General features: G+C 36.7%; 23 protein-coding genes and 1 other annotated feature. All 23 genes read left to right on the forward strand.

The window, feature by feature from the left end; genetic code table 11:
- The first annotated feature begins 117 nt into the window (after window positions 1-117).
- On the forward strand, window positions 118-1,596 hold the full coding sequence (locus MKX67_RS09640) for a UDP-N-acetylmuramoyl-L-alanyl-D-glutamate--2,6-diaminopimelate ligase (protein ID WP_307314562.1): 1,479 nt from the start codon (window positions 118-120) through the stop codon (window positions 1,594-1,596).
- Between the two features lie 113 nt (window positions 1,597-1,709).
- On the forward strand, window positions 1,710-2,684 hold the full coding sequence (gene mraY, locus MKX67_RS09645; protein ID WP_095369616.1) for a phospho-N-acetylmuramoyl-pentapeptide-transferase: 975 nt from the start codon (window positions 1,710-1,712) through the stop codon (window positions 2,682-2,684).
- A complete protein-coding gene (gene murD / locus MKX67_RS09650; protein WP_322909209.1) occupies window positions 2,684-4,036 on the forward strand; it encodes a UDP-N-acetylmuramoyl-L-alanine--D-glutamate ligase in 1,353 nt (450 codons plus the stop codon). The genes mraY and murD overlap by 1 nt, the downstream gene beginning before the upstream one ends.
- Window positions 4,037-4,146: 110 nt before the next feature.
- Window positions 4,147-5,247, forward strand: a complete 1,101-nt coding sequence (gene spoVE / locus MKX67_RS09655) for a stage V sporulation protein E (protein ID WP_095369615.1) — start codon at window positions 4,147-4,149, stop codon at window positions 5,245-5,247.
- A gap of 276 nt (window positions 5,248-5,523) precedes the next feature.
- On the forward strand, window positions 5,524-6,621 hold the full coding sequence (gene murG, locus MKX67_RS09660; protein ID WP_095369614.1) for an undecaprenyldiphospho-muramoylpentapeptide beta-N-acetylglucosaminyltransferase: 1,098 nt from the start codon (window positions 5,524-5,526) through the stop codon (window positions 6,619-6,621).
- A gap of 65 nt (window positions 6,622-6,686) precedes the next feature.
- Complete coding sequence (murB, locus tag MKX67_RS09665) at window positions 6,687-7,595, forward strand: UDP-N-acetylmuramate dehydrogenase (protein WP_095369613.1); 909 nt, start codon at window positions 6,687-6,689, stop codon at window positions 7,593-7,595.
- A 162-nt stretch (window positions 7,596-7,757) separates the two neighbouring features.
- On the forward strand, window positions 7,758-8,558 hold the full coding sequence (locus MKX67_RS09670) for a cell division protein FtsQ/DivIB (RefSeq protein ID WP_307314556.1): 801 nt from the start codon (window positions 7,758-7,760) through the stop codon (window positions 8,556-8,558).
- Entirely contained in the window at window positions 8,524-9,237 is a 714-nt protein-coding gene (locus tag MKX67_RS09675; RefSeq protein ID WP_095373479.1) for a DUF881 domain-containing protein, read from the forward strand. Before MKX67_RS09670 ends, MKX67_RS09675 begins: the two co-directional genes overlap by 35 nt.
- A gap of 57 nt (window positions 9,238-9,294) precedes the next feature.
- Window positions 9,295-10,026, forward strand: coding sequence for a DUF881 domain-containing protein (locus MKX67_RS09680; RefSeq protein ID WP_307314552.1), 732 nt, complete (start codon window positions 9,295-9,297; stop codon window positions 10,024-10,026).
- Window positions 10,026-10,388, forward strand: coding sequence for a small basic family protein (locus MKX67_RS09685; RefSeq protein ID WP_095369611.1), 363 nt, complete (start codon window positions 10,026-10,028; stop codon window positions 10,386-10,388). The genes MKX67_RS09680 and MKX67_RS09685 overlap by 1 nt, the downstream gene beginning before the upstream one ends.
- 148 nt (window positions 10,389-10,536) lie before the next feature.
- Window positions 10,537-11,820 carry a cell division protein FtsA gene (gene ftsA / locus MKX67_RS09690; protein ID WP_095369610.1) on the forward strand — a complete coding sequence of 428 codons (1,284 nt, stop codon included), beginning with the start codon at window positions 10,537-10,539 and terminating at the stop codon, window positions 11,818-11,820.
- Between the two features lie 157 nt (window positions 11,821-11,977).
- Window positions 11,978-13,144 carry a cell division protein FtsZ gene (ftsZ, locus tag MKX67_RS09695; protein WP_095369609.1) on the forward strand — a complete coding sequence of 389 codons (1,167 nt, stop codon included), beginning with the start codon at window positions 11,978-11,980 and terminating at the stop codon, window positions 13,142-13,144.
- Between the two features lie 369 nt (window positions 13,145-13,513).
- Window positions 13,514-14,434, forward strand: coding sequence for a sigma-E processing peptidase SpoIIGA (gene spoIIGA / locus MKX67_RS09700; RefSeq protein WP_095369608.1), 921 nt, complete (start codon window positions 13,514-13,516; stop codon window positions 14,432-14,434).
- Window positions 14,435-14,472: 38 nt separating this feature from the next.
- Entirely contained in the window at window positions 14,473-15,192 is a 720-nt protein-coding gene (sigE, locus tag MKX67_RS09705) for an RNA polymerase sporulation sigma factor SigE (protein WP_095369607.1), read from the forward strand.
- 145 nt (window positions 15,193-15,337) lie between these two features.
- Window positions 15,338-16,117 (forward strand): RNA polymerase sporulation sigma factor SigG, encoded by a 780-nt coding sequence (gene sigG / locus MKX67_RS09710; protein ID WP_095369606.1) that lies wholly within the window; start codon window positions 15,338-15,340, stop codon window positions 16,115-16,117.
- 353 nt (window positions 16,118-16,470) lie between these two features.
- On the forward strand, window positions 16,471-16,749 hold the full coding sequence (locus MKX67_RS09715; RefSeq protein ID WP_095369605.1) for a YlmC/YmxH family sporulation protein: 279 nt from the start codon (window positions 16,471-16,473) through the stop codon (window positions 16,747-16,749).
- Between the two features lie 59 nt (window positions 16,750-16,808).
- A complete protein-coding gene (pgeF, locus tag MKX67_RS09720) occupies window positions 16,809-17,627 on the forward strand; it encodes a peptidoglycan editing factor PgeF (RefSeq protein WP_095369604.1) in 819 nt (272 codons plus the stop codon).
- Window positions 17,628-17,631: 4 nt separating this feature from the next.
- Window positions 17,632-18,309, forward strand: a complete 678-nt coding sequence (locus tag MKX67_RS09725) for a YggS family pyridoxal phosphate-dependent enzyme (RefSeq protein ID WP_095369603.1) — start codon at window positions 17,632-17,634, stop codon at window positions 18,307-18,309.
- 15 nt (window positions 18,310-18,324) lie between these two features.
- Window positions 18,325-18,816 (forward strand): cell division protein SepF, encoded by a 492-nt coding sequence (locus MKX67_RS09730; protein WP_095369602.1) that lies wholly within the window; start codon window positions 18,325-18,327, stop codon window positions 18,814-18,816.
- Between the two features lie 7 nt (window positions 18,817-18,823).
- Window positions 18,824-19,090 (forward strand): YggT family protein, encoded by a 267-nt coding sequence (locus MKX67_RS09735; protein WP_095369601.1) that lies wholly within the window; start codon window positions 18,824-18,826, stop codon window positions 19,088-19,090.
- A gap of 177 nt (window positions 19,091-19,267) precedes the next feature.
- Window positions 19,268-20,044, forward strand: coding sequence for an RNA-binding protein (locus MKX67_RS09740; RefSeq protein ID WP_095369600.1), 777 nt, complete (start codon window positions 19,268-19,270; stop codon window positions 20,042-20,044).
- Window positions 20,045-20,188: 144 nt separating this feature from the next.
- Complete coding sequence (locus tag MKX67_RS09745; protein ID WP_095369599.1) at window positions 20,189-20,704, forward strand: DivIVA domain-containing protein; 516 nt, start codon at window positions 20,189-20,191, stop codon at window positions 20,702-20,704.
- A 74-nt stretch (window positions 20,705-20,778) separates the two neighbouring features.
- Window positions 20,779-21,030 (forward strand) — a binding site (T-box leader).
- A gap of 97 nt (window positions 21,031-21,127) precedes the next feature.
- Window positions 21,128-23,899 carry an isoleucine--tRNA ligase gene (gene ileS / locus MKX67_RS09750; protein ID WP_095369598.1) on the forward strand — a complete coding sequence of 924 codons (2,772 nt, stop codon included), beginning with the start codon at window positions 21,128-21,130 and terminating at the stop codon, window positions 23,897-23,899.
- Window positions 23,900-24,026 lie beyond the last annotated feature (127 nt).

Genomic DNA, 24,026 nt, shown 5'->3' on the forward strand with positions numbered 1-24,026 from the left:
GAAAATTATCGCTGAATCATGTAAAATATTATACGCCTATCATCTTTAACGCATAGGTTAGACAAAATGATCGTAAAAATGTTTTATGAGAAGTTTGTATGAGAGGAATGGAGTTTTATGAAATTACATACGTTGCTACAAAAGTTGCAACCTTATCTTCAATATAATGATGTAGACAATATTGAAATTCAATCAATTGAAAATGATAACCGTAAAGTAGAAGAAGGTAGCTTATTTGTTTGTATAAAAGGCTACACAGTTGATGGTCATGACTTTGCTGCTTCAGCTGTCGAAAAAGGAGCAGTAGCCGTTATTTCTGAGAAAGAGCTCTCCTTAAAGGTACCCGTGATTGTTGTGAAGAGTACAAGAAGAGCACTATCTTTACTTTCAGATGCCTTTTACGGGCAGCCAAGTCAACAGTTACACTTAATAGGTGTGACAGGTACAAATGGGAAAACAACGACAACACATATCATTGATAAAATTTTATCAGATGCTGGTCAAAAAACGGGTCTGATGGGCACAATGTATACTAAAATTGGTCAGCAAAAATATGAAATTAAAAACACTACGCCTGAGAGTCTTACTTTACAGAGAACATTTAAACAAATGAAAGATACTGGCGTCACATCAGCAGTGATGGAAGTGTCATCTCATTCATTAGATGAAGGTAGAGTACATGGTTGTGATTTTGATGTAGCTGTATTTACAAATTTAACGCAAGACCACCTAGATTACCACCATACTATGGATGAATATCGTCGTGCTAAAGGCCTTCTGTTCGCACAACTGGGGAATGCCTATCATTATGATCGACCGAAATATGCTGTTTTGAACGTAGATGATCCAGCGTCATATGATTATGAAAAATCAACTTCCGCATATATACTAACGTATGGAATTGATCGAGATGCGGACTTTCGGGCAAGAAATATAGAAATGAATGCTTCTGGCACCACATTTGAATTAGACAGTCCAATCGGAACCTATTCTCTTCATATTCAGTTAATAGGAAAATTTAGTGTATATAATGTATTGGCAAGTATTGCTGCAGCTTTTGCTTCTAATATTTCTATGGAGCAAATTATCCAGTCTGTTGAAAGTGTAGCTGGCGTTGCAGGGAGATTCGAAACGGTAGATGCTCATCAAGATTTCACCGTTATTGTAGATTACTCTCATACGCCAGATAGTTTAGAGAATGCATTAAAAACAGTGCAACAATTAGCAAAGAAAAGAATCTTTACAGTTGTCGGTTGTGGAGGAGATAGAGATCGTACGAAAAGGCCTTTAATGGCTCAAATTACTTGTAAACATAGTACTGATGCTATATTTACATCTGATAATCCCCGTACCGAGGACCCTGAAAGTATTTTGAAAGATATGGAAGCTGGTGTGAAGAACGAATCTTATGTTTCAATTATTGATCGAAAAGAGGCTATACAATATGCAGTGAATCAGGCAGAACCTGGGGATTGTATACTAATAGCAGGTAAAGGTCATGAAACATATCAAATAATTGGTCATGAGCATTTTGATTTTGATGATCGATTAGTAGCGAAGGAAGCCATTGAAAAAAAGAAAACAAGTAGCAAGTGACTAAAAAAATAACATGATCATGAATGATTGAAAGGTTTAGAATATATGATAAAACGATTAAGAAAAAAACAAGTAAAACAATTCTCAATACCCGTTAAAGGTTGTGAACAATAATGATGGAGCAAGTGATATTATTTACAATAATCCTAGGTTTCTTAATTACCGTACTCATTTCTCCGTTGTTCATACCTTTTTTAAGGAGACTTAAATTCGGTCAAAGCATAAGAGAAGAAGGACCAAAATCCCACCAGAAGAAAACAGGAACGCCTACAATGGGTGGCTTAATGATTCTATTTTCAATTACATTAAGTACGCTCATTATGACTGCTAAATTCCAAGGACCGACAAGTACCACTTATTTGCTGCTTCTCGTTACTTTAGGTTTTGGTTTATTAGGATTCTTAGATGATTTTATTAAAGTAGTGATGAAAAGAAACTTAGGTTTAACTTCATTGCAAAAACTAATCGGACAGATTATTATTTCAATAATATTCTTCTTCGTATTAAAGCAAACCGGTTTTAGTACAGAAGTAGCGATTCCTTTAACCGATTTTTCCATTGATTTAGGATGGGGCTATGCCTTATTTATTATTTTTTGGCTCGTTGGGTTTTCAAATGCTGTGAACTTAACAGACGGGTTAGATGGATTGGTAAGTGGGACAGCAGCAATCGCATTTGGTGCATTTGCCGTCCTAGCTTGGAGTCAATCATTATTTGAAGTATCAGTGTTTTCAGTAGCAGTTGTTGGTGCACTTCTTGGATTTCTTGTATTCAATGCACATCCAGCCAAAGTTTTTATGGGTGATACAGGATCACTTGCATTGGGTGGAGCAATTGCAGCGATTGCCATCATGACAAAGTTTGAACTAATCTTACTAATCATAGGCTTCGTATTTGTTATTGAAACATTATCAGTGATTATTCAAGTAGCTTCTTTCAAGACAACAGGTAAACGTGTATTTAAAATGAGCCCATTACATCATCACTACGAGCTTGTAGGGTGGTCAGAGTGGCGCGTTGTTGTGACATTTTGGACAGTAGGTCTTCTTTGTGCCATTCTCGGAATCTATGTAGAGGTGTGGATGTAATGAAAACAGTGAATCATTATCATCATAAAAAAATACTCGTGTTAGGACTTGCTAAAAGTGGTGTCGGTGCGGCATCTCTACTACATAAGTTAGGTGCTTTTGTAACGGTAAATGACTATAAACCTCTAGATGAAAATCCGGAGGCCCAAAGCTTATTACAGCAAGGTATTACCGTAATTTGTGGAAGCCACCCAGTCGACTTGCTTGATGAAGGGTTTGAATATGTGGTAAAAAACCCTGGCATTCCATATAGCAACCCTATTGTCCAAGGGGCGATTGATAGAGGGTTACCGGTTATTACGGAAGTAGAACTGGCTTATCAAATATCCCAAGCTCCATTTGTTGCTATTACTGGTACAAATGGGAAAACAACAACGACAACGCTCATTAATGAAATTTTTCAGGCTGCTAATAAGTCTTCGCTTATTGCTGGTAACATCGGAAAGGTATCTTCTATCGTTGCGGAAAACGCGAAGAAGGAAGATACAATTATTATTGAGTTGTCTTCTTTTCAATTAATGGGAATTGAAGCATTTCGCCCGAAAATTGCTATTTTAACCAATCTTTATGAAGCACATATTGATTATCATGGCACAATGAAAGAATATATCAGTGCAAAAGCGAATATCACAAAAAACCAAACGGAGGAAGATTACTTCATTGTAAATGCTGATCAAGAAGCAGTGATGGAAGTAGCTGCCCATTCAAAAGCAACAATTATCCCGTTTTCTACCACTGGAGAATTGGAAAAAGGTGGATATATCAAAGGCGGCATCATTTACTTTAATGAGGAAGCAATTATATCTATTACCGATATTGTTCTCCCGGGGGCACATAACTTAGAAAACATTCTATCAAGTATCATTGCTGCGAAATTGTCCGGTATTAATAATGAAGCCATCTATCAAGTTTTAACGACTTTTCAAGGAGTAGCGCACCGTCTACAATTCGTTGGCGAAAAGAATAAAAGGCGTTTTTATAATGATTCAAAGGCAACAAATATTTTAGCGACAACGAAAGCTTTAGCTGCCTTTGATCAGCCGATTGTTCTTCTAGCTGGCGGTCTTGATCGTGGTAATGCCTTTGATGAGCTTATACCAGCACTTACAAATGTAAAAGCCGTCGTAACTTTCGGTGAGACGGCTGAAAAAATTGACGCTGCTGCTGCTCGTGCAGGGATAAAAAGCATCGTACATGCCAATAATGTGGAAGATGCTGTGCCACTGGCTTTTGACCTTTCAAAAGAAGGAGATATTATCTTACTTTCGCCCGCGTGTGCAAGTTGGGATCAATATAAAACTTTTGAAGTAAGAGGAGACATTTTTATAGAAGCGGTGCATAAGCTTAAGTAAAGGGCTTGTCTGCCGGTTCAAATGATCCTATTCCTTTAGCTAAGCTTGATTTTGTTCGGTAGAGGAAACTGCAAACAGCCCTAAAACTTGCATTTAGAGGTGTGTTGACTTTGCCAACTAAAAAAGCCACTCCAGATATGATATTAATTATTGTTACGCTCATGCTCTTAGCTGTTGGACTAACGATGGTTTATAGTGCCAGTGCCATTTGGGCAGATTACAAGTTTGATGACGCTTTTTTCTTCGCGAAAAGGCAGTTACTATTTGCAGTTGTGGGTTTAGTAGCCATGTTCTTTCTTATGAATGTCGATTATTGGACATGGAGAACATGGGCAAAAGTCATCATCATTGTTTGTTTTGTGTTGCTATTATTAGTATTAATACCTGGTATAGGAAATGTTAGAAATGGATCAAGAAGTTGGATAGGGGTTGGTGCATTCTCTATTCAACCTTCCGAGTTTATGAAACTAGCGATGATTGCTTTTCTCGCTAAGTTCCTTTCCGAAAAACAGAAACTCATTACCTCATTTAAGAAGGGGTTAGTACCTTCATTAGGTCTAGTATTTCTTGCTTTCGGCTTAATCATGTTACAGCCTGATTTAGGCACGGGAACTGTAATGGTAGGGACTTGTATTGTAATGATATTCGTGTCAGGTGCAAGAATTAAACATTTCGCATTTTTAGGTTTAATCGGTATAGGAGGCTTTGTTGCTTTAGTGCTCTCTGCTCCTTATCGAATCAAAAGAATTACTTCCTTCTTAGATCCTTGGCAGGACCCTTTAGGAAGTGGATTTCAAATTATACAATCTCTTTATGCAATTGGTCCAGGTGGATTATTCGGTTTAGGTTTAGGAGAAAGCAGACAGAAATTCTTCTATTTACCAGAACCACAAACAGATTTCATTTTTGCTATATTATCTGAGGAATTAGGTTTTATAGGGGGCACATTCGTGATTTTACTCTTCGCTCTTCTTTTATGGAGAGGAATTAGAGTAGCGCTTGGTGCACCAGATTTATATGGTAGTTTTTTGGCAGTAGGAATTATCGCCATGGTTGCCATACAAGTAATGATTAATATTGGAGTAGTCACAGGTTTAATGCCAGTAACTGGGATCACTTTACCATTCTTAAGTTATGGAGGTTCTTCATTGACCCTTATGTTAATGGCAATTGGTGTGCTACTTAATATTAGTCGGTATTCTCGTTATTAATGAAACCCATTTTAGGGTTTCTTTTTTTGCTGATAGGAAAATCGCAAATTAAAAAAGAATATATAGTTAAAGCTTCAATTATGTGGTATTACTTGGTTTAATTTGTTAGTGTAGAACATTCATTTATTTCAAAAGGGAAAGAGATTTTCCAAATTCATTACATTTGCATGACATTGTAGGTTATCATTTCTTCCTTTCAGTGCAAATATAGTAGAATAGGATAAAGTAAGACTAGTAAACAGTAAGGAAACTAACAGCTTTGTTTGAGGTGAAAGCATGAAAATTGCATTAAGTGGTGGTGGCACAGGTGGACATATTTACCCTGCGCTTGCCTTAATTCGAGAAATTCAAAAGCAAGATAAAAACGCAGAATTCTTATACATAGGTACTAAAAATGGGCTAGAGGCGTCGATTGTTCCTCGTGCTAATATACCTTTTCAGTCAATTGAAATTTCAGGATTTAAAAGAAGCTTATCTTTAGATAATGTGAAAACGATTTGGCGGTTCTTAAAAGGTGTTCAAGAAAGTAAAAAAATGTTGAAGGAATTTCAGCCAGATGTCGTAATTGGTACAGGTGGTTATGTATGTGGGCCAGTTGTATACGCTGGTGCCAAGTTGGGGGTTCCAACAATCATTCATGAACAAAATAGTGTACCTGGTTTAACTAATAAGTTCCTTAGTAAATATGTTGATAAAGTAGCTGTATGCTTTGATGAAGCTGTGGCAAGCTTTCCTAAAGGAAAGGTAGTTATGACGGGTAATCCCAGAGCAACAGAAGTGCTTGGACAAAATGCCATTAATGGTAAATTATCTGTGGGTCTAGATCCAGCTAAACCATCTGTTTTGATTTTCGGTGGTAGTAGGGGAGCAAGGCCGATTAATGATGCCGTGTTAAAAACATTTACACAGTTAGCATCTAGGCCGTATGAAGTATTATATATCACCGGTGAGGTCCATTATGAAAGTGTAAAGAAAGAGGCTGAATTGGCTGGAAATCCCGAAAATATCAAAATCAAGCCTTTTATTCATAATATGCCAGAAGTATTAGCGGGAACGGACCTTGCTGTAACAAGAGCAGGGGCAACAACCCTAGCTGAATTAACGTCATTAGGCATCCCAAGTATATTAATACCAAGCCCATATGTTACGAATAATCATCAAGAAAAGAACGCGAGAGCATTAAGCGACCATGGCGCAGCAGAATTACTCCTAGAAGGAGATTTGAGTGCGAATAAATTAATTGAATCGATTGACCGGATTTTATTAGATGAGGACAAAATTGTCGCAATGAAATCTGCTGCAAAGAAGATAGGCGTCCCAGATGCAGCCGATCGGTTATATAATGTCATGAAAAAATTAATGAAAGACAAGTAGTAATGTAGCCCATTCTTGATGGTATTAGCATAATATAGAATGACGATACAGAGAGGGCGGATGTTATGCAGAGCGTATTTAGTAAGTTGAAAAACGCTATAAATGGAACGGTGAAAGAAAAAGAACCGCTTGCTTATCATACTACGATGAAAATCGGTGGACCTGCCGATATTTTTATTGAACCTAGGACAATAGAAGATTTGCGTAAAGCGATGGATGTTATTGTCTCGCATAAAATGAAATGGACTGTCATAGGAAGAGGCTCTAATTTATTAGTAGCTGATGATGGCATTGAGGGAGTAGTTATTAAATTCGGTAAAGGCTTTGCCCACCTCGAACTAGAACAGGAACTCCTAAGGGTCGGTGCAGGATACCCCCTTGTAGCATTAGCTACAAAAGTGAGTAAACAAGGGTATGCAGGGCTAGAATTTGCAAGTGGAATTCCTGGTTCTGTTGGTGGAGCAGTCTTTATGAACGCAGGTGCACATCAATCGGATATCGCAACTATTCTTGAGAAAGCGTATATCCTTTTTCCGAATGGTGAAATGCACTGGTTAACAAACGAAGAAATGAAATTTTCGTATCGTACGTCTATTTTACAAAAAGAACGACCTGGCATTGTTGTTGAAGCGATTTTTCGCTTAGTGCAAGGAGAGAAAGAAGCGATTATTGATAGGATGTTACGTAATAAGGCTTATCGAAAAGAAACACAACCATGGGATTCCCCTTGTGCAGGGAGTATTTTTAGAAATCCACTACCACATCATGCTGGTCAGCTGATTGAAGCAGTTGGTTTAAAGGGGCATTCACTGGGAGGCGCCCAAATCTCGCCAATGCACGGGAATTTTATCGTGAATAGTAATCAGGCAACTGCTGAAGATGTTTTGGGTCTGATTCAACATGCGAAGGATACGGTATTAGCAGAGAAGGGCATAGCATTGCAAACAGAAGTTGAAATAATTGGGCGTAAGTAGCGAAAAAGACCAACTTCCATTCCAATTATTGTGATATAATCATTCAATAGAATGATGATAAGTGAATAAAGATTTAGGTATATTATCTCATTATGTTAATATATTAGTTTAATTAACCGAAAATAAGGATATATGCTGTGAGTAACGATGTACGAGGTGATGATGCTGGAACAAGGAAAAATAGTATCCATAGAAGATAGAATTCCTAAATTAAAACAGCAGAGAAAAAAGAAAGCAAACCGTAGACTCATTTTCCTACTTATTTTCTTTTTATTTCTGATTGCCTTAGTAGTTTATTTCCAGTCACCGTTGAGCAATATAAAAGCAATTAAAGTATCAGGTAACACTGTCTTCAGCAATGAAACGATTGTAGATCAAAGTGGATTAACTGAAGATATGAATATATGGAAAGTTGATGAAGCTGAGATTGAGCAAGTGCTTTTAAAACTACCAGAAATGAAAGAGGTAAAAGTAGCAACTGAGTTTCCAAATACAGTCGTTATTTCGGTGAAAGAACATAAACGAGTAGCTTATATTATGGAAGGTGAGGATTATATACCCGTTCTTGAAAACGGTAAAACTCTCTCAGTAAAAGGTGAAAGTGAGTTCCCAGCCAGTGCACCTATTTTATTTCAATTTTCTGAAGGAAATGTGTTAGAGAAGATGATTGCGTCTCTTGGTCAATTACCAGAAGAAGTTCGTAATTCAATTTCAGAAATACACGCGACACCTAAAGAAACAGATAAAGAGGCAATTACGCTATACATGAATGATGGGTATGAAGTAATCGCTACATTAGCTACCTTTGTCGATAAAATGTCTCATTACCCGGCAATTGTCGCTCAACTTGATCCCGAAGTAAAAGGAATTATTGATTTGGAAGTGGGCTCTTACTTTAAGCCTTATGGCGAAGGGGGAGCTAATGAGAATGAAAAAGAACAAGAAGAGGAAGTTGAAGAATAATCAGGTTATCTTTTCACTTGTTTTCATTGGATTAGGTTTTCTAATTGCTTATTCCTTTCAATTGGCGAAAGATACAAAGGGTGACAGTAGTATAACGAGTAACCAGTGGGAGAGGGATCAGCAATTAAGACGTGAATTGATTGATTTGGAAGAAAAAAATCTTAGCCTTCAACAAGAATTGTACAAGTCACAAGATGCTCTGCAAAAAATAGAAAAAGAATTCTCTCAAGATGAGCAAGTATATAGTAATCTTGCCGAGGATGCCGATAAATATCGAATGTATTTGGGCAAAGTCAAAGTGAGTGGCCCTGGTGTAAATGTCACTCTCTTGGACGGGGAATACAATCCTCAAGCCGATTCAGCGAATAATTACATCGTACATGAACATCATGTGTTTCAAGTTATTAATGAGTTATACATTGCCGGTGCTTCAGCTGTCGCCATTAATGGTCAGCGCTTAACGCATTCCTCTTATATTGTCTGTAACGGACCAGTCATTGAAGTGGACGGGAAGCAACACCCAGCCCCATTTGTTATATCTGCGATTGGAGATGCGGATGTTCTCACATCGGCACTAAATATTGCTGGCGGTGTTAAAGACTTACTTGTCAATGAAAATATTCAGTTTTCATTAGAGAGTAAATCAGAAATCATAATGGACCCGATAATTGGTAGTTAGTGCTTTTTCTATCATGATAGGTATAATAATTGATGGAAAAAGAAGATAGGTGAAACGATGAACAAAAAGCAATGGGGTTTTACGATAATTACAGTCTTAATTGGTGTCATGCTAGCCATTCAGTTTAAAACGGTCAAGAATACAGATGTAAGAGATACAAGAGATACATGGCAATTGCGGGAAGATCTGCAAAATGAGGAAGCATTACGGCTTGAGTTGCTAGAGGAAATCAGATCACAAGAAGAAAAAATAGCGCAATATGAAAATAATATAGCTGCTAATAAGGAAGAGATTCTGAGAACAACATTGGATGAGCTCAAAACAGAAGTAGGGTTGACAGAAAAATCAGGTCCAGGTTTGATTTTAACGATACAACCTATTGCTGAGGAATTGATTATCGGCTCACAAGTGGGCAAGGTCACACCCGATTTATTGAAGAGGTTATTAAATGAACTCAACCGTTATGGTGCGAAAGAAGTAGCAATCGGTGGTCATCGGGTAATCAACTCTACTGTGATAAGAGATATTAATAATATAACTAAAATAGATGGTTATTCTATTCAGGCCTTACCGTTAGAATTGAGGGTTATTGTAGAAAATGAGCAGGATGCGGAACAAATGTATAAAAGAATGCAAGTTTCTAAATCTATAGAAGACTTTTTTATAGAAAATTTAACACTCGATATACAACTAGCGGAAAATGAGATTACTGTACCAGCCTACAATGAACCAATTCAAATGACTGATATGAAGGAGGCGGGCAAGAAGAGCGAAGGAGGACATTCATAATGTGGCTACCCATCTTAGGTTTATTTATCGGGTTGTTTATCGGGTTTATGACAGATTTTCAAATTCCTGATGAATACGCCAATTACTTATCAATCGCTATTCTTGCTGCACTTGATACACTTTTTGGTGGTATTAGAGCCCATTTACAAGATGTGTATAGTGAAAAGATCTTTGTATCCGGATTTTTCTTTAATATTATGCTTGCAGCAGGTCTTGCTTTTCTAGGGGTTCATCTTGGTGTAGACTTATATTTAGCAGCTGTATTTGCCTTCGGTGTGAGGTTATTTCAAAACATCGCTGTTATTCGAAGGATTTTATTAGCCAGGTGGACAAGTAAGAATGAAAATTTAGAAAAAAATTGATTTTAAAAAAGGGAATAGTTTAGTTTTGACGAATAATTTTATTAATATCAAATTTGGTTTATCAGTTTAATATATAAAGGTTTTATAATGAAAACTGCAAGAGTAAGTAACTAAAAAAGTAGACTCGCAAAAAGGGAGGTGCCACAGAATGAACAGCAATGAAATATATGTCAGCCTTGACATCGGTACATCCAGTGTAAAAGTAATCATTGGTGAGATGGTCAATGATTCTTTAAACATTATTGGTGTTGGCAATGTAGCTTCCGAAGGATTAAGAAAGGGCTCCATTGTTGATATAGATGAAACCGTTCATTCTATTAGAAGAGCAATTGAACAAGCTGAAAGAATGATTGGCATGGAGATTAGAAGAGTGATAGTAGGTATCACTGGTAACCATGTTATGCTTCAGCCTTCTCACGGTGTAGTCGCCGTGTCAAGTGAAAATAAGGAAATCTCAGATGATGATGTAGCGCGTGTGATGGATGCTGCCCAAGTGGTATCAGTGCCACCTGAGAGAGAAATTATTGATGTTATTCCAAGGCAATTTATTGTAGATGGATTAGATGAAATCAATGATCCAAGAGGTATGATTGGTGTAAGGTTAGAAATGGAAGGTACCATCATAACCGGATCTAAAACTTTATTACATAATACGCTTAGATGCGTTGAACGCGCAGGCCTAGAAATTATGGATATTACCCTTCAGCCGTTAGCAGCAGGTGCTTTCGCCTTATCGAAAGATGAGAAAAACTTAGGTGTGGCACTTGTTGATATAGGTGGTGGTTCAACAACGATTGCTATTTTTGAAAATGGGGTACTAAAGGATACAAGTGTATTGCCTGTTGGAGGAGAACATATCACTAAAGACTTATCGATTGGTTTACGAACTTCAACTGAAGATGCTGAAAAAATTAAGATAAAACATGGGTATGCTTTTTATGATCATGCTTCAGAGGAAGAGGTATTTAGTGTACCAATTATCGGCAGTGATCAACATCAGCAATTTAATCAGCTAGAAATAGCAGATATTATTGAAGCAAGAATGGAAGAAACCTTTGATCTTATTCAACATGAGATAAGAAGGCTAGGGGCATCAGACCTTCCAGGTGGTTATGTCTTATGTGGAGGGGTTGCAAATACGCAAGGGGTATTAGAACTTGCTCAAGTGGTCTTCCAGAATAGAGTGAGAATAGCCGTACCTGATTATATTGGGGTTAGAGAACCACAATATTGTACAGCAGTTGGCTTAATACAGTTTGCATATAAAAATGCAAAGATACAAGGAAAGAACATGGAGGCAATTGTCGATCAGCCTGAAGCAAATGAAAAGAGAACACAAAAGCAAACACAGCCGAAGAAAAGCACAGAAAAAGAGCCGGAACAAAAAGTGACATCAAGAGTTAAAAAGTTCCTTGGATACTTTTTCGAGTAGCAAAAACAAAACATTGTATTGTAATAGATTAATAGCAAGGCAGATTGTAAATTTACAGTAGATGTGAGTTAGCTATTAAACAGTTAATCATCAAGATAAATGAGCGAATCGAAAAAAAGGTGTTCTTAGGAATATCGACGAATTAGGAGGATTTGTCATGTTGGAATTTGATACGAATTTAGATTCATTAGCAACGATAAAAGTAATTGGAGTTGGTGGCGGAGGAAATAACGCCGTTAACCGCATGATTGAGCATGGTGTACAAGGTGTTGAATTTATTGCAGTGAATACAGATGCTCAAGCGCTAAACCTATCCAAAGCCGAAGTGAAGATGCAAATTGGTGGTAAATTGACAAGAGGGCTCGGTGCAGGTGCCAATCCAGAAGTAGGAAAAAAGGCAGCTGAAGAAAGTAAAGAGCAAGTAGAAGAAGCATTAAAAGGTGCAGATATGGTATTTGTTACTGCTGGAATGGGCGGAGGAACAGGTACAGGTGCTGCTCCTGTTATAGCTCAAATCGCACGTGATTTAGGCGCTTTAACAGTGGGTGTTGTGACAAGACCTTTTACATTTGAAGGTCGTAAACGTTCTACTCAAGCAGCTGGTGGAATAGCTTCTATGAAAGATGCTGTGGATACATTGATTGTTATCCCTAATGATCGTTTATTAGAAATTGTAGATAAAAGTACACCGATGCTTGAAGCATTCCGTGAAGCAGATAATGTTCTTCGCCAAGGTGTTCAAGGTATTTCAGATTTGATTGCCACACCTGGTTTGATTAACTTGGACTTCGCTGATGTAAAAACAATTATGTCCAATAAAGGTTCTGCACTTATGGGAATCGGATTAGCTGCAGGAGAAAATCGAGCAGCAGAAGCTGCCAAGAAGGCCATCTCTTCTCCATTATTAGAAAAGTCTATTGATGGTGCGCAAGGGGTTCTAATGAATATTACAGGCGGATCAAACTTAAGCTTGTATGAAGTACAAGAAGCAGCAGATATTGTTGCATCAGCATCAGATCAAGATGTTAATATGATCTTTGGTTCTGTTATCAATGAGGATTTGAAGGATGAGATTGTTGTAACAGTTATCGCGACTGGCTTCAATGAAGAAGTTATTCAAACAAAGCCTTCAAAGCCTGCATTCGGCCAGAATAAAGGAAATGTTGGTGTCGGATCACAGGTGCAAAAGCGTGAAACGTATCGTGAACGTGAGCGGGAAGAAGCTGCCACACATGAGCAGCCATCAAGGAATACAGCAAAGGAACACCCAGAAGATACATTAGATATCCCAACATTTTTAAGAAACCGTAACCGCAGAAGATAATTCAATTTGTGTAAGAAAGCCAATGTCCTTAAGTTTAAGGACATTGGCTTTTTTTGTTTTAAAAGAAGAATGCCCCAGAAATATATGTACGATTAGTAAAATACTATTCTATATTAATGTTAATCAAAGATAAGAACTCTCTAAAAAGTTAGTAACATTAAAAACTTCCCCATTTTCGTCATTTTCCCCACGTGAGACAGACCGCAAAAAACTGACAAAAAAAGAAAAGAATAGTGAAAATTTCTGCTGTTTTACCAACAGAAAGTGACATCTTTATCTTGATGAATAGGCTATACTTTTTTTAGCACATCAATAAGACAGCCACCCATAAGAATATACATTGTTAGTTTTAGGGGGGAAGAAGGCAGATTGGCCATTTATTTAGATATTATTTGGGCATTAAATTTGTTGTTTGATAGTCTTCTCCTATATTTAACGTCTATTCTTCTGAAAATCGAAGTTAAATTATGGAGAATAGCCACAGGAGGTTTGGTAGGCTCAATAATAATCTTATTATCCATTACACCGATTCATGCATACTCCAGTCATCCAATAGGTAAGTGGTTATTTTCTATTTTCATGGTTTTTATTGTATTTGGTTTTAGAAGATTAACTTTTTTTATTAAAGCGTTAAGTACATTTTATGCAGTAACCTTTTTAATCGGTGGTAGTTTAATTGCTGTTCATTATTTTATTCAATTTGATTTAGATCTAACATCAACCGTGATGCTTGCATCCGTAAAGGGCTTTGGTGACCCTATTAGCTGGCTATTCGTATTATTAGGTTTCCCTATTGCCTGGCATTTTTCAAAGAAAAATTATGATTCTATTGAAATGACCAAGATCAATTATGAGTCGAATGTAAATGTGCAAATTCAACTAAAAGGCGAAACCTATGAGTTCCAAGGTCTAATAGATAGTGGTAATCAGCTTTACGATCCATTAACAAGAGTACCTGTGATGATTGTTTCGATTGACCAGCATAAAGAGTCTTTTCCAGAAGCGATTACAACAATGGCAAAAGATCCAGATGGTGCGATAGAAGGCAGGTGGGAAATCCCGAACGATTGGATGTCAGTTGTCCGAGTGATCCCTGCAAAGGTGGTCGGTAACGATAATCAAATGCGACTTGCCCTCAAACCAGAGAAGATTACTTTGGTTAAAGATAATGAAGTCATTGCAGTGGATAAAGGGTTAATTTCATTTACTATGCAAAAATTGTCCCCAGAGAATCGCTTTCAATGTATTGTACATCCAAAAATGTTAACAGGTGCAAAGAAGGTTAGTTAAAGTGCATGAGAAATAAACCATTATAGGGAGGAGAAAGAGTGCGTAAACTTAAATTTCGCTTATCATATTATTGGTATAAGCTTTTAATGAAATTAGGTTTAAAGACAGATGAAATATATTATATAGGTGGTAGCGAAGCTCTTCCCCCGCCACTTAGTAAAGAAGAAGAAGCAATATTGTTAAACAAGCTTCCTAAAGGAGATCAAGCAGCAAGGTCAATTTTAATTGAACGGAATTTGCGTTTAGTAGTGTATATTGCCCGCAAGTTTGAGAATACAGGCATTAATATTGAAGATCTCATTAGTATAGGAACAATTGGCTTAATAAAGGCAGTTAATACTTTTAATCCGGAGAAAAAAATCAAACTGGCTACATATGCCTCACGATGTATTGAAAATGAGATATTAATGTATTTACGTAGAAATAACAAAATTCGCTCGGAAGTTTCGTTTGATGAACCACTTAATATTGATTGGGATGGGAATGAATTATTATTATCAGATGTTCTTGGCACAGAGGAAGATATAATCACTAAGGATTTAGAAGCAAATGTCGATAAAAAGCTCTTAATCAAAGCACTTCATCAATTATCTGATAGAGAAAAACAGATCATGGAATTGCGTTTTGGACTTGGTGAGGATGAGGAAAAAACACAAAAAGATGTTGCTGATATGCTTGGGATTTCTCAATCCTATATTTCAAGATTAGAAAAAAGAATCATTAAACGTTTGAAAAAAGAATTCAATAAAATGGTGTAAAAAAATTTTTTTCGTCGTTGAAATATCTGTTAAATAAAGGATATTTCTTTTTTTTGCAATTTATGCGCATTTTTCTTGTGCATATTTTTCCTTCTCGCGGAGATACTGATTTTTGTACAGCAGCTCCTGTGAGGAGGGAATGGGATTGACTCGAAATAAAGTAGAAATTTGCGGAGTAGATACATCAAAGCTTCCAGTACTAAAGAACGAAGAAATGAGAGCACTCTTCAAGCAAATGCATAATGGAGATACATCAGCAAGGGAGAGCCTAGTAAATGGGAACCTCCGACTCGTTTTAAGTGTCATTCAACGGTTTAATAATAGGGGTGAATTTGTTGATGACTTATTTCAAGTTGGCTGTATCGGTCTTATGAAATCTATTGATAATTTTGATTTAAGCCAAAATGTAAAATTCTCCACTTATGCTGTTCCTATGATTATTGGAGAAATCCGTAGATATTTACGCGATAATAATCCAATAAGGGTATCTCGTTCCTTACGTGATATCGCCTATAAAGCCTTGCAGGTAAGAGAACGCCTAATGAGTAAAACTTCAAAAGAACCAACAGCTGAAGAGATTGCGAAAGAGTTGGATATTCCGCATGAAGAAATTGTTTTCGCCCTTGATGCAATACAAGATCCTGTATCACTTTTTGAGCCTATTTATAATGACGGCGGCGACCCAATCTTTGTAATGGATCAACTCAGTGATGAAAAGAATAAGGATATTCAATGGGTGGAAGAACTTGCACTAAAAGAAGGCATGAGACGCCTGAATGATCGAGAAAAAATGATATTACGCAAAAGGTTTTTTCAAGGAAAAACACAAATGGAAGTTGCTGAAGAAATTGGTATTTCTCAGGCTCAGGTCTCACGCTTAGAAAAAGCAGCTATTAAACAAATGAATAAAAATATTCAAAGCTAATATGCCAGGAGAGTTTGACACAAATGTGTTAAGCTCTTTTTTTATATAGATGTGAGTGCTAATCCAAAAAAGATCCTTCTGTTAGAGCTTGCATAGCATAGAGGAAATGTAAGAAATCTCATAGAAAATACACACAAATAGGTAAAACTGGATACAAATATTTGTTTTATATAAACGGACAAAAGCAGAAGAACTATTACGCAAAAAAGTAGGATACACCTACAATAAATGCTTGCTTGACAAATATTATAAGTAAACATCTTGAGATCCACTTAGTCTCAAATCACACCAAATATGAACTCGGTATTTTTAATCTTTCTCAACATATATTGTATTAAAAGGAGGCGCTTAAAATGATGAGGATCTCAAGCTTTCAAATGAAAGATGTTATTAATGTTGCAGATGGTAAGAAGTTAGGATTTATTAGTGATATTGATATCGATGTAGCAACTGGGAAAATAGACTGTATTTTCATTAGTCAACAAAACAAAATGCTTCCTTTTTTTAATAAGCTGGAGGATATTGTGATTGAATGGGGCGATATTTTAAAGATTGGGGAGGACGTGATCCTTGTCCGTTTTCCTCATCAATATCAATTAAATGAACCAAAAGAAGAATATAGCAATCGATAGTTATAGCTGTAAACCTTAATCGCAATATGGTAAACTAAAGAAAAAAATGGGGAAAGTGTATGGAGCCATTTCAATTAACGAATGAAAAATATTTGATTATAAAACATTGGTTTGAAAAATATGGACTTACCTGTGGGTTTACAACTAAAAATGATGGGTATAGTGACAAAGCTTACACATCGCAAAACTTTGGCTTTCATGTAGGTGACCAACAAGTGCATGTTATTCAAAATCGAATAGCATTAGCACAAGAATTACAATTTCCGTTAGAGAATTGGGTGGGAGCAGAACAAACTCATGGTGTTCATATTGAATATGTTCAAACTAAAGATAGAGGTAAGGGCGCAAAAGAGTATGATACATCATTTGCTGCTACAGACGCCTTGTTTACAGATGAAAAAGATTTATTATTAACCATGTGTTACGCAGACTGTATTCCCCTATATTTCTTTCATCCAAAGAGTCAGCATATGGCTGTTGCTCATGCAGGATGGAAAGGGACGGTCTTTGAAATCGCTAAAAATGCGATTGATGCCTTCCGTGAAAAAGGAATTCATCCACAAGAGGTCGAAGTTGTTATAGGCCCGGGTATATGTCGTTCTTGTTATATTGTAGATAATTATGTAATTAACAAAGTGAACGATTGCCTAGGAGAAATAGCTCCTAGTGTATATAATGAAATAGCTAAAGGTCAATATCAATTAGATTTAAAACGATGTAATCAGCTCATATTGCAGAAATATGGTGTTTTACGAGATAATATTCATACTACTGAATATTGTACAAGCTGTCATGAATCCTTGTTTTTTTCACACCGAAGAGATGACGGAAAAACGGGTAGATTGATGAGCTTTATTGGTTTGCGTGAGGAGGAATAGCATCTTGAATGTACAAACAAACCTAGAGAATATACAGGAAAATATACAAGCTGTTTGTGAGAAAGTTAATCGTTCTAGTGATGAAGTGAAAATTATCGCTGTGACAAAATATGTATCAACAGAAAGAGCGCAGGAGGCAATTGCAGCGGGGGTTAATAACCTTGGGGAAAATCGCGATGAAGGCCTATTAGAAAAACAAGCTGTCATTAAAAATGGGGCTGTTTGGCATTATATCGGAAGCTTACAATCTAGAAAAGTAAAAAATATCATCAATAAAGTGGATTATATCCATTCATTAGATCGCATATCTCTTGCAAAAGAGATTGAAAAGCGAGCGAATAAACCAATTAAATGCTTTGTACAAGTTAATGTGTCTGGAGAAGATTCGAAGCAAGGGTTATCCAAAGAAGAAATCATTCCTTTTGTTAAATCACTGTCAGATTTTAAACAAATAGAAGTAGTTGGTCTTATGACAATGGCACCATTTACAAGTGATGAGACAGTATTAAGAAATTGTTTTCGAAATTTGAAGTTGATTCAGAAAGAAGTATTATCCCTTCAATTATCTCATGCACCGTGTAAAGAATTATCAATGGGGATGTCCAATGATTATCAAATTGCTATTGAAGAAGGGGCAACAATGGTCCGTATAGGAACGGCTTTAGTTGGAAAAGAAAAGTAAGGAGGCTAGGTGCAGATGAGTATAAAATCAAAGTTTAAATCATATTTCTTTTTAGATGACGAAGAAGACAACTATGAGACAAGAGAAGATGATTACGCTAATAGTAGGGATCGTAAAGAAGAGCAAGAAACAACCTCTGTGCGGACTTCTCAAAGGCAGCACGCTGCAACAAAACAAAATGTCGTAAGTTTACAATCCGTTCAAGGACAAGGCGGTCAGCAAAAATCATCAAAAGTTGTCCTTGTGGAGCCACGGGTCTATGCTGAAGCTCAAGAAATTGCTGATCAATTGAAGAATAGAAAAGCAGTTGTGGTTAATCTCCAAAGAATTGATAAAAGCCAGGCAAAGCGCATTGTTGATTTTTTAAGTGGAACTGTGTATGCCATTGGTGGAGATATACAAAAAATTGGAATGGACATCTTTTTATGTACACCTGAAAACGTTGAAGTATCTGGGAATATTTCACAAATGATTCAGGAACATGAAGAAGAAAACTCGAGGTGGTAAATTAAATATGGCAACTTTATTTTCGATTATTATAACAGCCGTGGAGATTTATTCATGGGCATTGATTATATACATACTCATGTCATGGTTTCCGAATGCAAGAGAATCTAGTATTGGGCAAATGTTAACAAAAATTTGTGAACCATTTCTTGAACCATTTAGACGTGTCATTCCGCCAATTGGTGGGATGTTAGATATTTCGCCGATTGTAGCGATATTAGTATTAAATTTAGCTACATCCGGAATAAGACAAATATTTTTTTGGATGATGTAAAAAATACGAGCTAATGCTTAGCTCGTATTTTGTTTTTATCAATAACAAATCATCGGATTCTAAGACAGTTGTAAAACAAATAAAAAAATAAATGTTATACTATTATACAATTGTAAACATAGGGGTAAGCGAGAAATTAGGCATTTCTTGCCTAACCAGTTTTAAAGGAGTAAGCTAATGTCAAATATATATCAACATTTTCGTATGGAAGAGAGAGAGTTTATTGATCAAGTGTTAAGTTGGCGACAAACGGTTGAACAAACGTATGCGCCTAAGCTTACAGATTTTCTCGATCCAAGGGAACAAGATATTTTACACACCATCATTGGTTCTCAAAGTGATGTGCGCGTCCAATTTGACGGTGGACATAGAAACGCTGAAAGAAAACGCGCGCTTATTTTTCCTGATTATTTTATACCGGAAATGGACGATTTTCGCTTAGAGTTATACCAAGTAAATTATCCGCATAAATTCGTATTAATCGAGCATCCCCAAGTACTTGGAAGCCTGATGTCACTCGGATTGAAAAGAAGTAAATTTGGAGATATTTTGTTTGAAGGTCATACGATACAAGTAATTGTCTCTAAGGAAGTATCCTCTTATATTTCTATGCAATTAGAATCTGTTGGGAAAGCTTCTGTTCAACTTGAAGAAAAGCCATTTTCATCTGTTATCGATGCAAAAGAGCAGTGGCAAGAAAAAGTTTTTACAATGTCATCCTTAAGACTTGATACGCTTATTGCATCGATTTATAATTTTTCTAGACAAAAGGCGCAACAACTCATTTCTGCAAAAAAAGTAAAAGTAAATTGGGCAATGAAAGAAAATGTAGCATTCGATTGCCGTGAGAGTGATACAATTTCAGTAAGAGGCTATGGGCGCTGTAAGGTTATTGCGATAGAGGGAAAAACGAAGAAAGAAAAATGGAAAGTAGTTGTCGGTATACAAAAATAATCTTTTTTAGCTATAATGATTATAGTGTTTTACCGATATAAAATTGAAAGTGTATCGAATTTTATGCAGGAATCTGCAAGAAACTGTCGAATTACATGTTAACAAATGTACATAATTTGACCAACTGATCTAGGAGGTGGCCTTATGCCATTAACACCATTAGATATTCATAACAAAGAGTTCAGCAAAGGTTTTCGTGGATATGATGAAGATGAAGTAAATGAGTTTTTAGATCAAGTGATTAAAGACTATGAAATCATTATTCGTGAGAAGAAGGAATTAGAAGAGCGTTTAAACGACTTAAATGAAAGAGTCGGACATTTTAATACGATTGAAGAGACGTTAAATAAGTCGATTGTTGTTGCGCAAGAAGCTGGCGAAGAAGTGAAGCGAAACGCACAGAAAGAGGCAAAGTTAATTATTCGGGAAGCGGAGAAAAACGCCGATAGGATTGTGAATGAATCATTATCTAAAGCAAGGAAGATTGCGCTAGATATAGAAGATTTGAAAAAGCAATCGAAAGTATTTAGAAATCGTTTTAAAATGTTAATTGAAGCTCAATTAGATATGCTTCAGAATGATGACTGGGACCACTTAATGGAATATGAGCTAGATACAACAGAATTAAAGTCTACAAAAGAAGAAGAGTCTAGAGTATAAGATACTTTTATCTTTTAAGATGAACGACGACTTGACGAAGTTGTATCCTATCGCATATAATCTAGAAAAAACATGATAAAACGATGACAGGGATAGTAGCATTCTATCTTACTTAAAAGAGTGGATTTCCACTTCAGCGATTCAGGGAAGGTGAAAGCCTGATATTAAGGAGAAGAATTTGAACATCACCCTTGAGTTCCTTACTTGAGCTAAAAAGTTAGAGTAAGGCGTAGACGTTCACGTTACGAATTGATTTTTGAGCGGATAGGAAATTTCTCTATCTACAAGGGTGGTACCGCGGGAATATATAACCTCTCGTCCCTTTTTTGGGATGAGGGGTTTTTTGTGTTTTTTCCGAGTACCTTATGTATGAACGCTACTTTGGTCATAATGTTATGTAGTATGTTGAGGAGGAAATGAGCTATGGATTACAAAGATACTTTATTAATGCCTAAAACAGATTTCCCAATGAGAGGAAATCTGCCAAAAAGAGAACCTGAAATGCAAACAGAATGGAATGAACAAGATATTTATGCAAAAGTGCTTGAGCGCACGAAAAATCAACCGTTGTTTGTCCTGCATGACGGTCCTCCTTATGCGAATGGCGATCTTCATATCGGACATGCGTTAAATAAAATTTTAAAAGACTTCATTAACCGCTATAAGTCAATGAGTGGTTACCATGCACCATATGTACCTGGTTGGGATACGCATGGATTACCCATTGAACAAGCGTTAACGAATAAAGGTGTAAAACGTAAAGAAATGACGGTAGCAGAATTCCGTAAGCTTTGTGAAGAATATGCGTACGGTCAAATCGAAAATCAACGTGAACAATTCATGCGATTAGGTGTTCGTGGAGATTGGGAAAATCCCTATATTACATTAAAACCTGCCTATGAGGCCCAACAAATCAAAGTTTTTGGTGAGATGGCGAAGAAAGGTTATATCTATAAAGGGAAGAAACCTGTATACTGGTCACCATCATCTGAGTCTGCATTAGCTGAAGCTGAGATTGAATATAAAGATAAGCAATCCGCTTCCATTTATGTAGGATTTAAAGTGAAAGATGGCAAAGATGTTTTAACTGATGACGTACGTATTGTTATTTGGACAACTACTCCTTGGACAATGCCAGCTAACTTAGGTATTTCTGTCCACCCGAAACTAAAATATGTTGTCGTTGAAGTGGATAACGAAAAATATTTAGTAGCTGAAGACCTGCTAGCGGCTGTATCAGAAGAGATTGGCTGGGAAAATCCTAAGGTCGTTCAAACCATTCAAGGTAGTGACTTAGAATATGTGACTGCTGAACATCCATTATATGGCCGTGATTCACTTGTTATGCTAGGTGACCATGTAACTACAGACGCTGGTACTGGTTGTGTTCATACGGCTCCAGGACATGGTGAAGACGACTTTTACATCGGCTCTAAATATGGTTTAGATGTATTATGTCCAGTAGATGATAAAGGGGTAATGACAGAAGAAGCGCCTGGCTTTGAAGGTCTTTTCTATGATAAGGCGAATAAACCAATCACTGAAAAATTAGAAGAAGTTGGCGCGTTATTGAAGCTTTCTTTTATCAAGCATTCTTATCCACATGATTGGCGCACAAAAAAACCAGTTATTTTCCGTGCAACGGCTCAATGGTTTGCGTCAATTAAAGATTTTAGACAGGAATTATTGCAAGCAATTAATGATACAACATTTACACCAGCATGGGGCGAAACAAGGCTTTATAATATGGTTCGTGATCGTGGCGATTGGTGTATTTCTAGACAGCGCGCATGGGGTGTGCCAATTCCTGTCTTCTATGCAGAAAATGGAGAAGAGATTATTACAGACGAAACCATTAATCATGTATCCAACCTATTTAGAGAGCACGGTTCTAATGTGTGGTTTGAAAAAGAGGCAAAGGAATTATTGCCTGAAGGATTTACTCATCCAGGTAGCCCAAATGGAGTATTTACAAAAGAAACTGATATTATGGATGTGTGGTTTGATTCCGGTTCTTCGCATCAAGCTGTATTGCTAGAACGTGAAGATTTACAAAGACCAGCAGACCTTTATCTAGAAGGATCTGATCAATATAGAGGTTGGTTTAACTCATCATTATCAACAGGTGTCGCTGTAACTGGTAAAGCACCATATAAAGGCATCTTAAGTCACGGCTTTGTTTTAGATGGTGAAGGTAGAAAAATGAGTAAATCAATTGGTAATGTCATTGTACCTTCAAAAGTGATGAACCAATTAGGTGCAGATATTTTAAGACTTTGGGTTGCATCAGTTGATTACCAAGCAGATGTAAGAGTATCTGATCCAATCTTAAAACAAGTAGCAGAAGTTTACCGTAAAATTAGAAACACTTTCCGCTTCTTATTAGGAAACTTAGCTGATTTTGATCCAGCAGTACATCGAGTTTCTTATGATGATTTACGTGAAGTCGATCAGTTTATGTTAGTGAAGTTAAATAAACTAATCGAAACATCGCTTCAATCATATGAGAACTATGAATTTGCAGGTATTTACCATGCTGTGAATAATTTCTGCACATTAGACTTAAGTTCGTTCTATTTAGACTTTGCGAAAGATGTATTGTACATTGAAGCGCAAGATCAACATGATCGTCGTGCGATTCAAACAGTGCTTTATGATAGCTTAGTTGCCCTTACTAAGCTTGTATCACCGATTCTTTCTCATACAGCTGATGAAGTTTGGCGTCACATTCCAAATGTGGAGGAGATGAGTGTTCAATTGACTGATATGCCGTCAGTAGAAACTTTTGCCAATGCGGAAGAATTAACGGCAAAATGGACAGCATTCATGAAATTAAGAAATCATGTCCTAAAAGCTCTAGAAGAAGCACGAAATGAAAAAGTAATCGGTAAATCATTGACAGCAAAAGTAACGTTGTATGTCGATAACGAAACCAATTCATTACTTGATTCTATTTCAGAAAGCCTACCACAACTCTTTATCGTTTCTGCATTTGAAGTGGCAGGCAGCTTAGAACAAGCACCAAATGAAGCACATAAATTTGACAATGTAGCAATCCTAGTTTCCAAAGCTGAAGGCGAAACATGTGAACGTTGTTGGACTGTCACACCAGAAGTAGGGGAAGTAGATGAATTTTCAACACTTTGCCCACGTTGTGCTACTGTCGTAAAAGAAAACTATAGCCATTTGAGCTAAGTGGCAGTAGGTTAAAAAGTACTACCATATTTTTGGCCCGGACTAACCGTTCGGGTCTTTTTCTAATTATATAAAAAGGATTAATGAAGATAGAAAATGAAGTAAAGCTAAAAATGATTTTTACCAT

The sequence above is a fragment of the Cytobacillus sp. FSL W7-1323 genome, assembly GCF_038595015.1.
Lineage (GTDB): Bacteria > Bacillota > Bacilli > Bacillales > Cytobacillaceae > Cytobacillus > Cytobacillus kochii.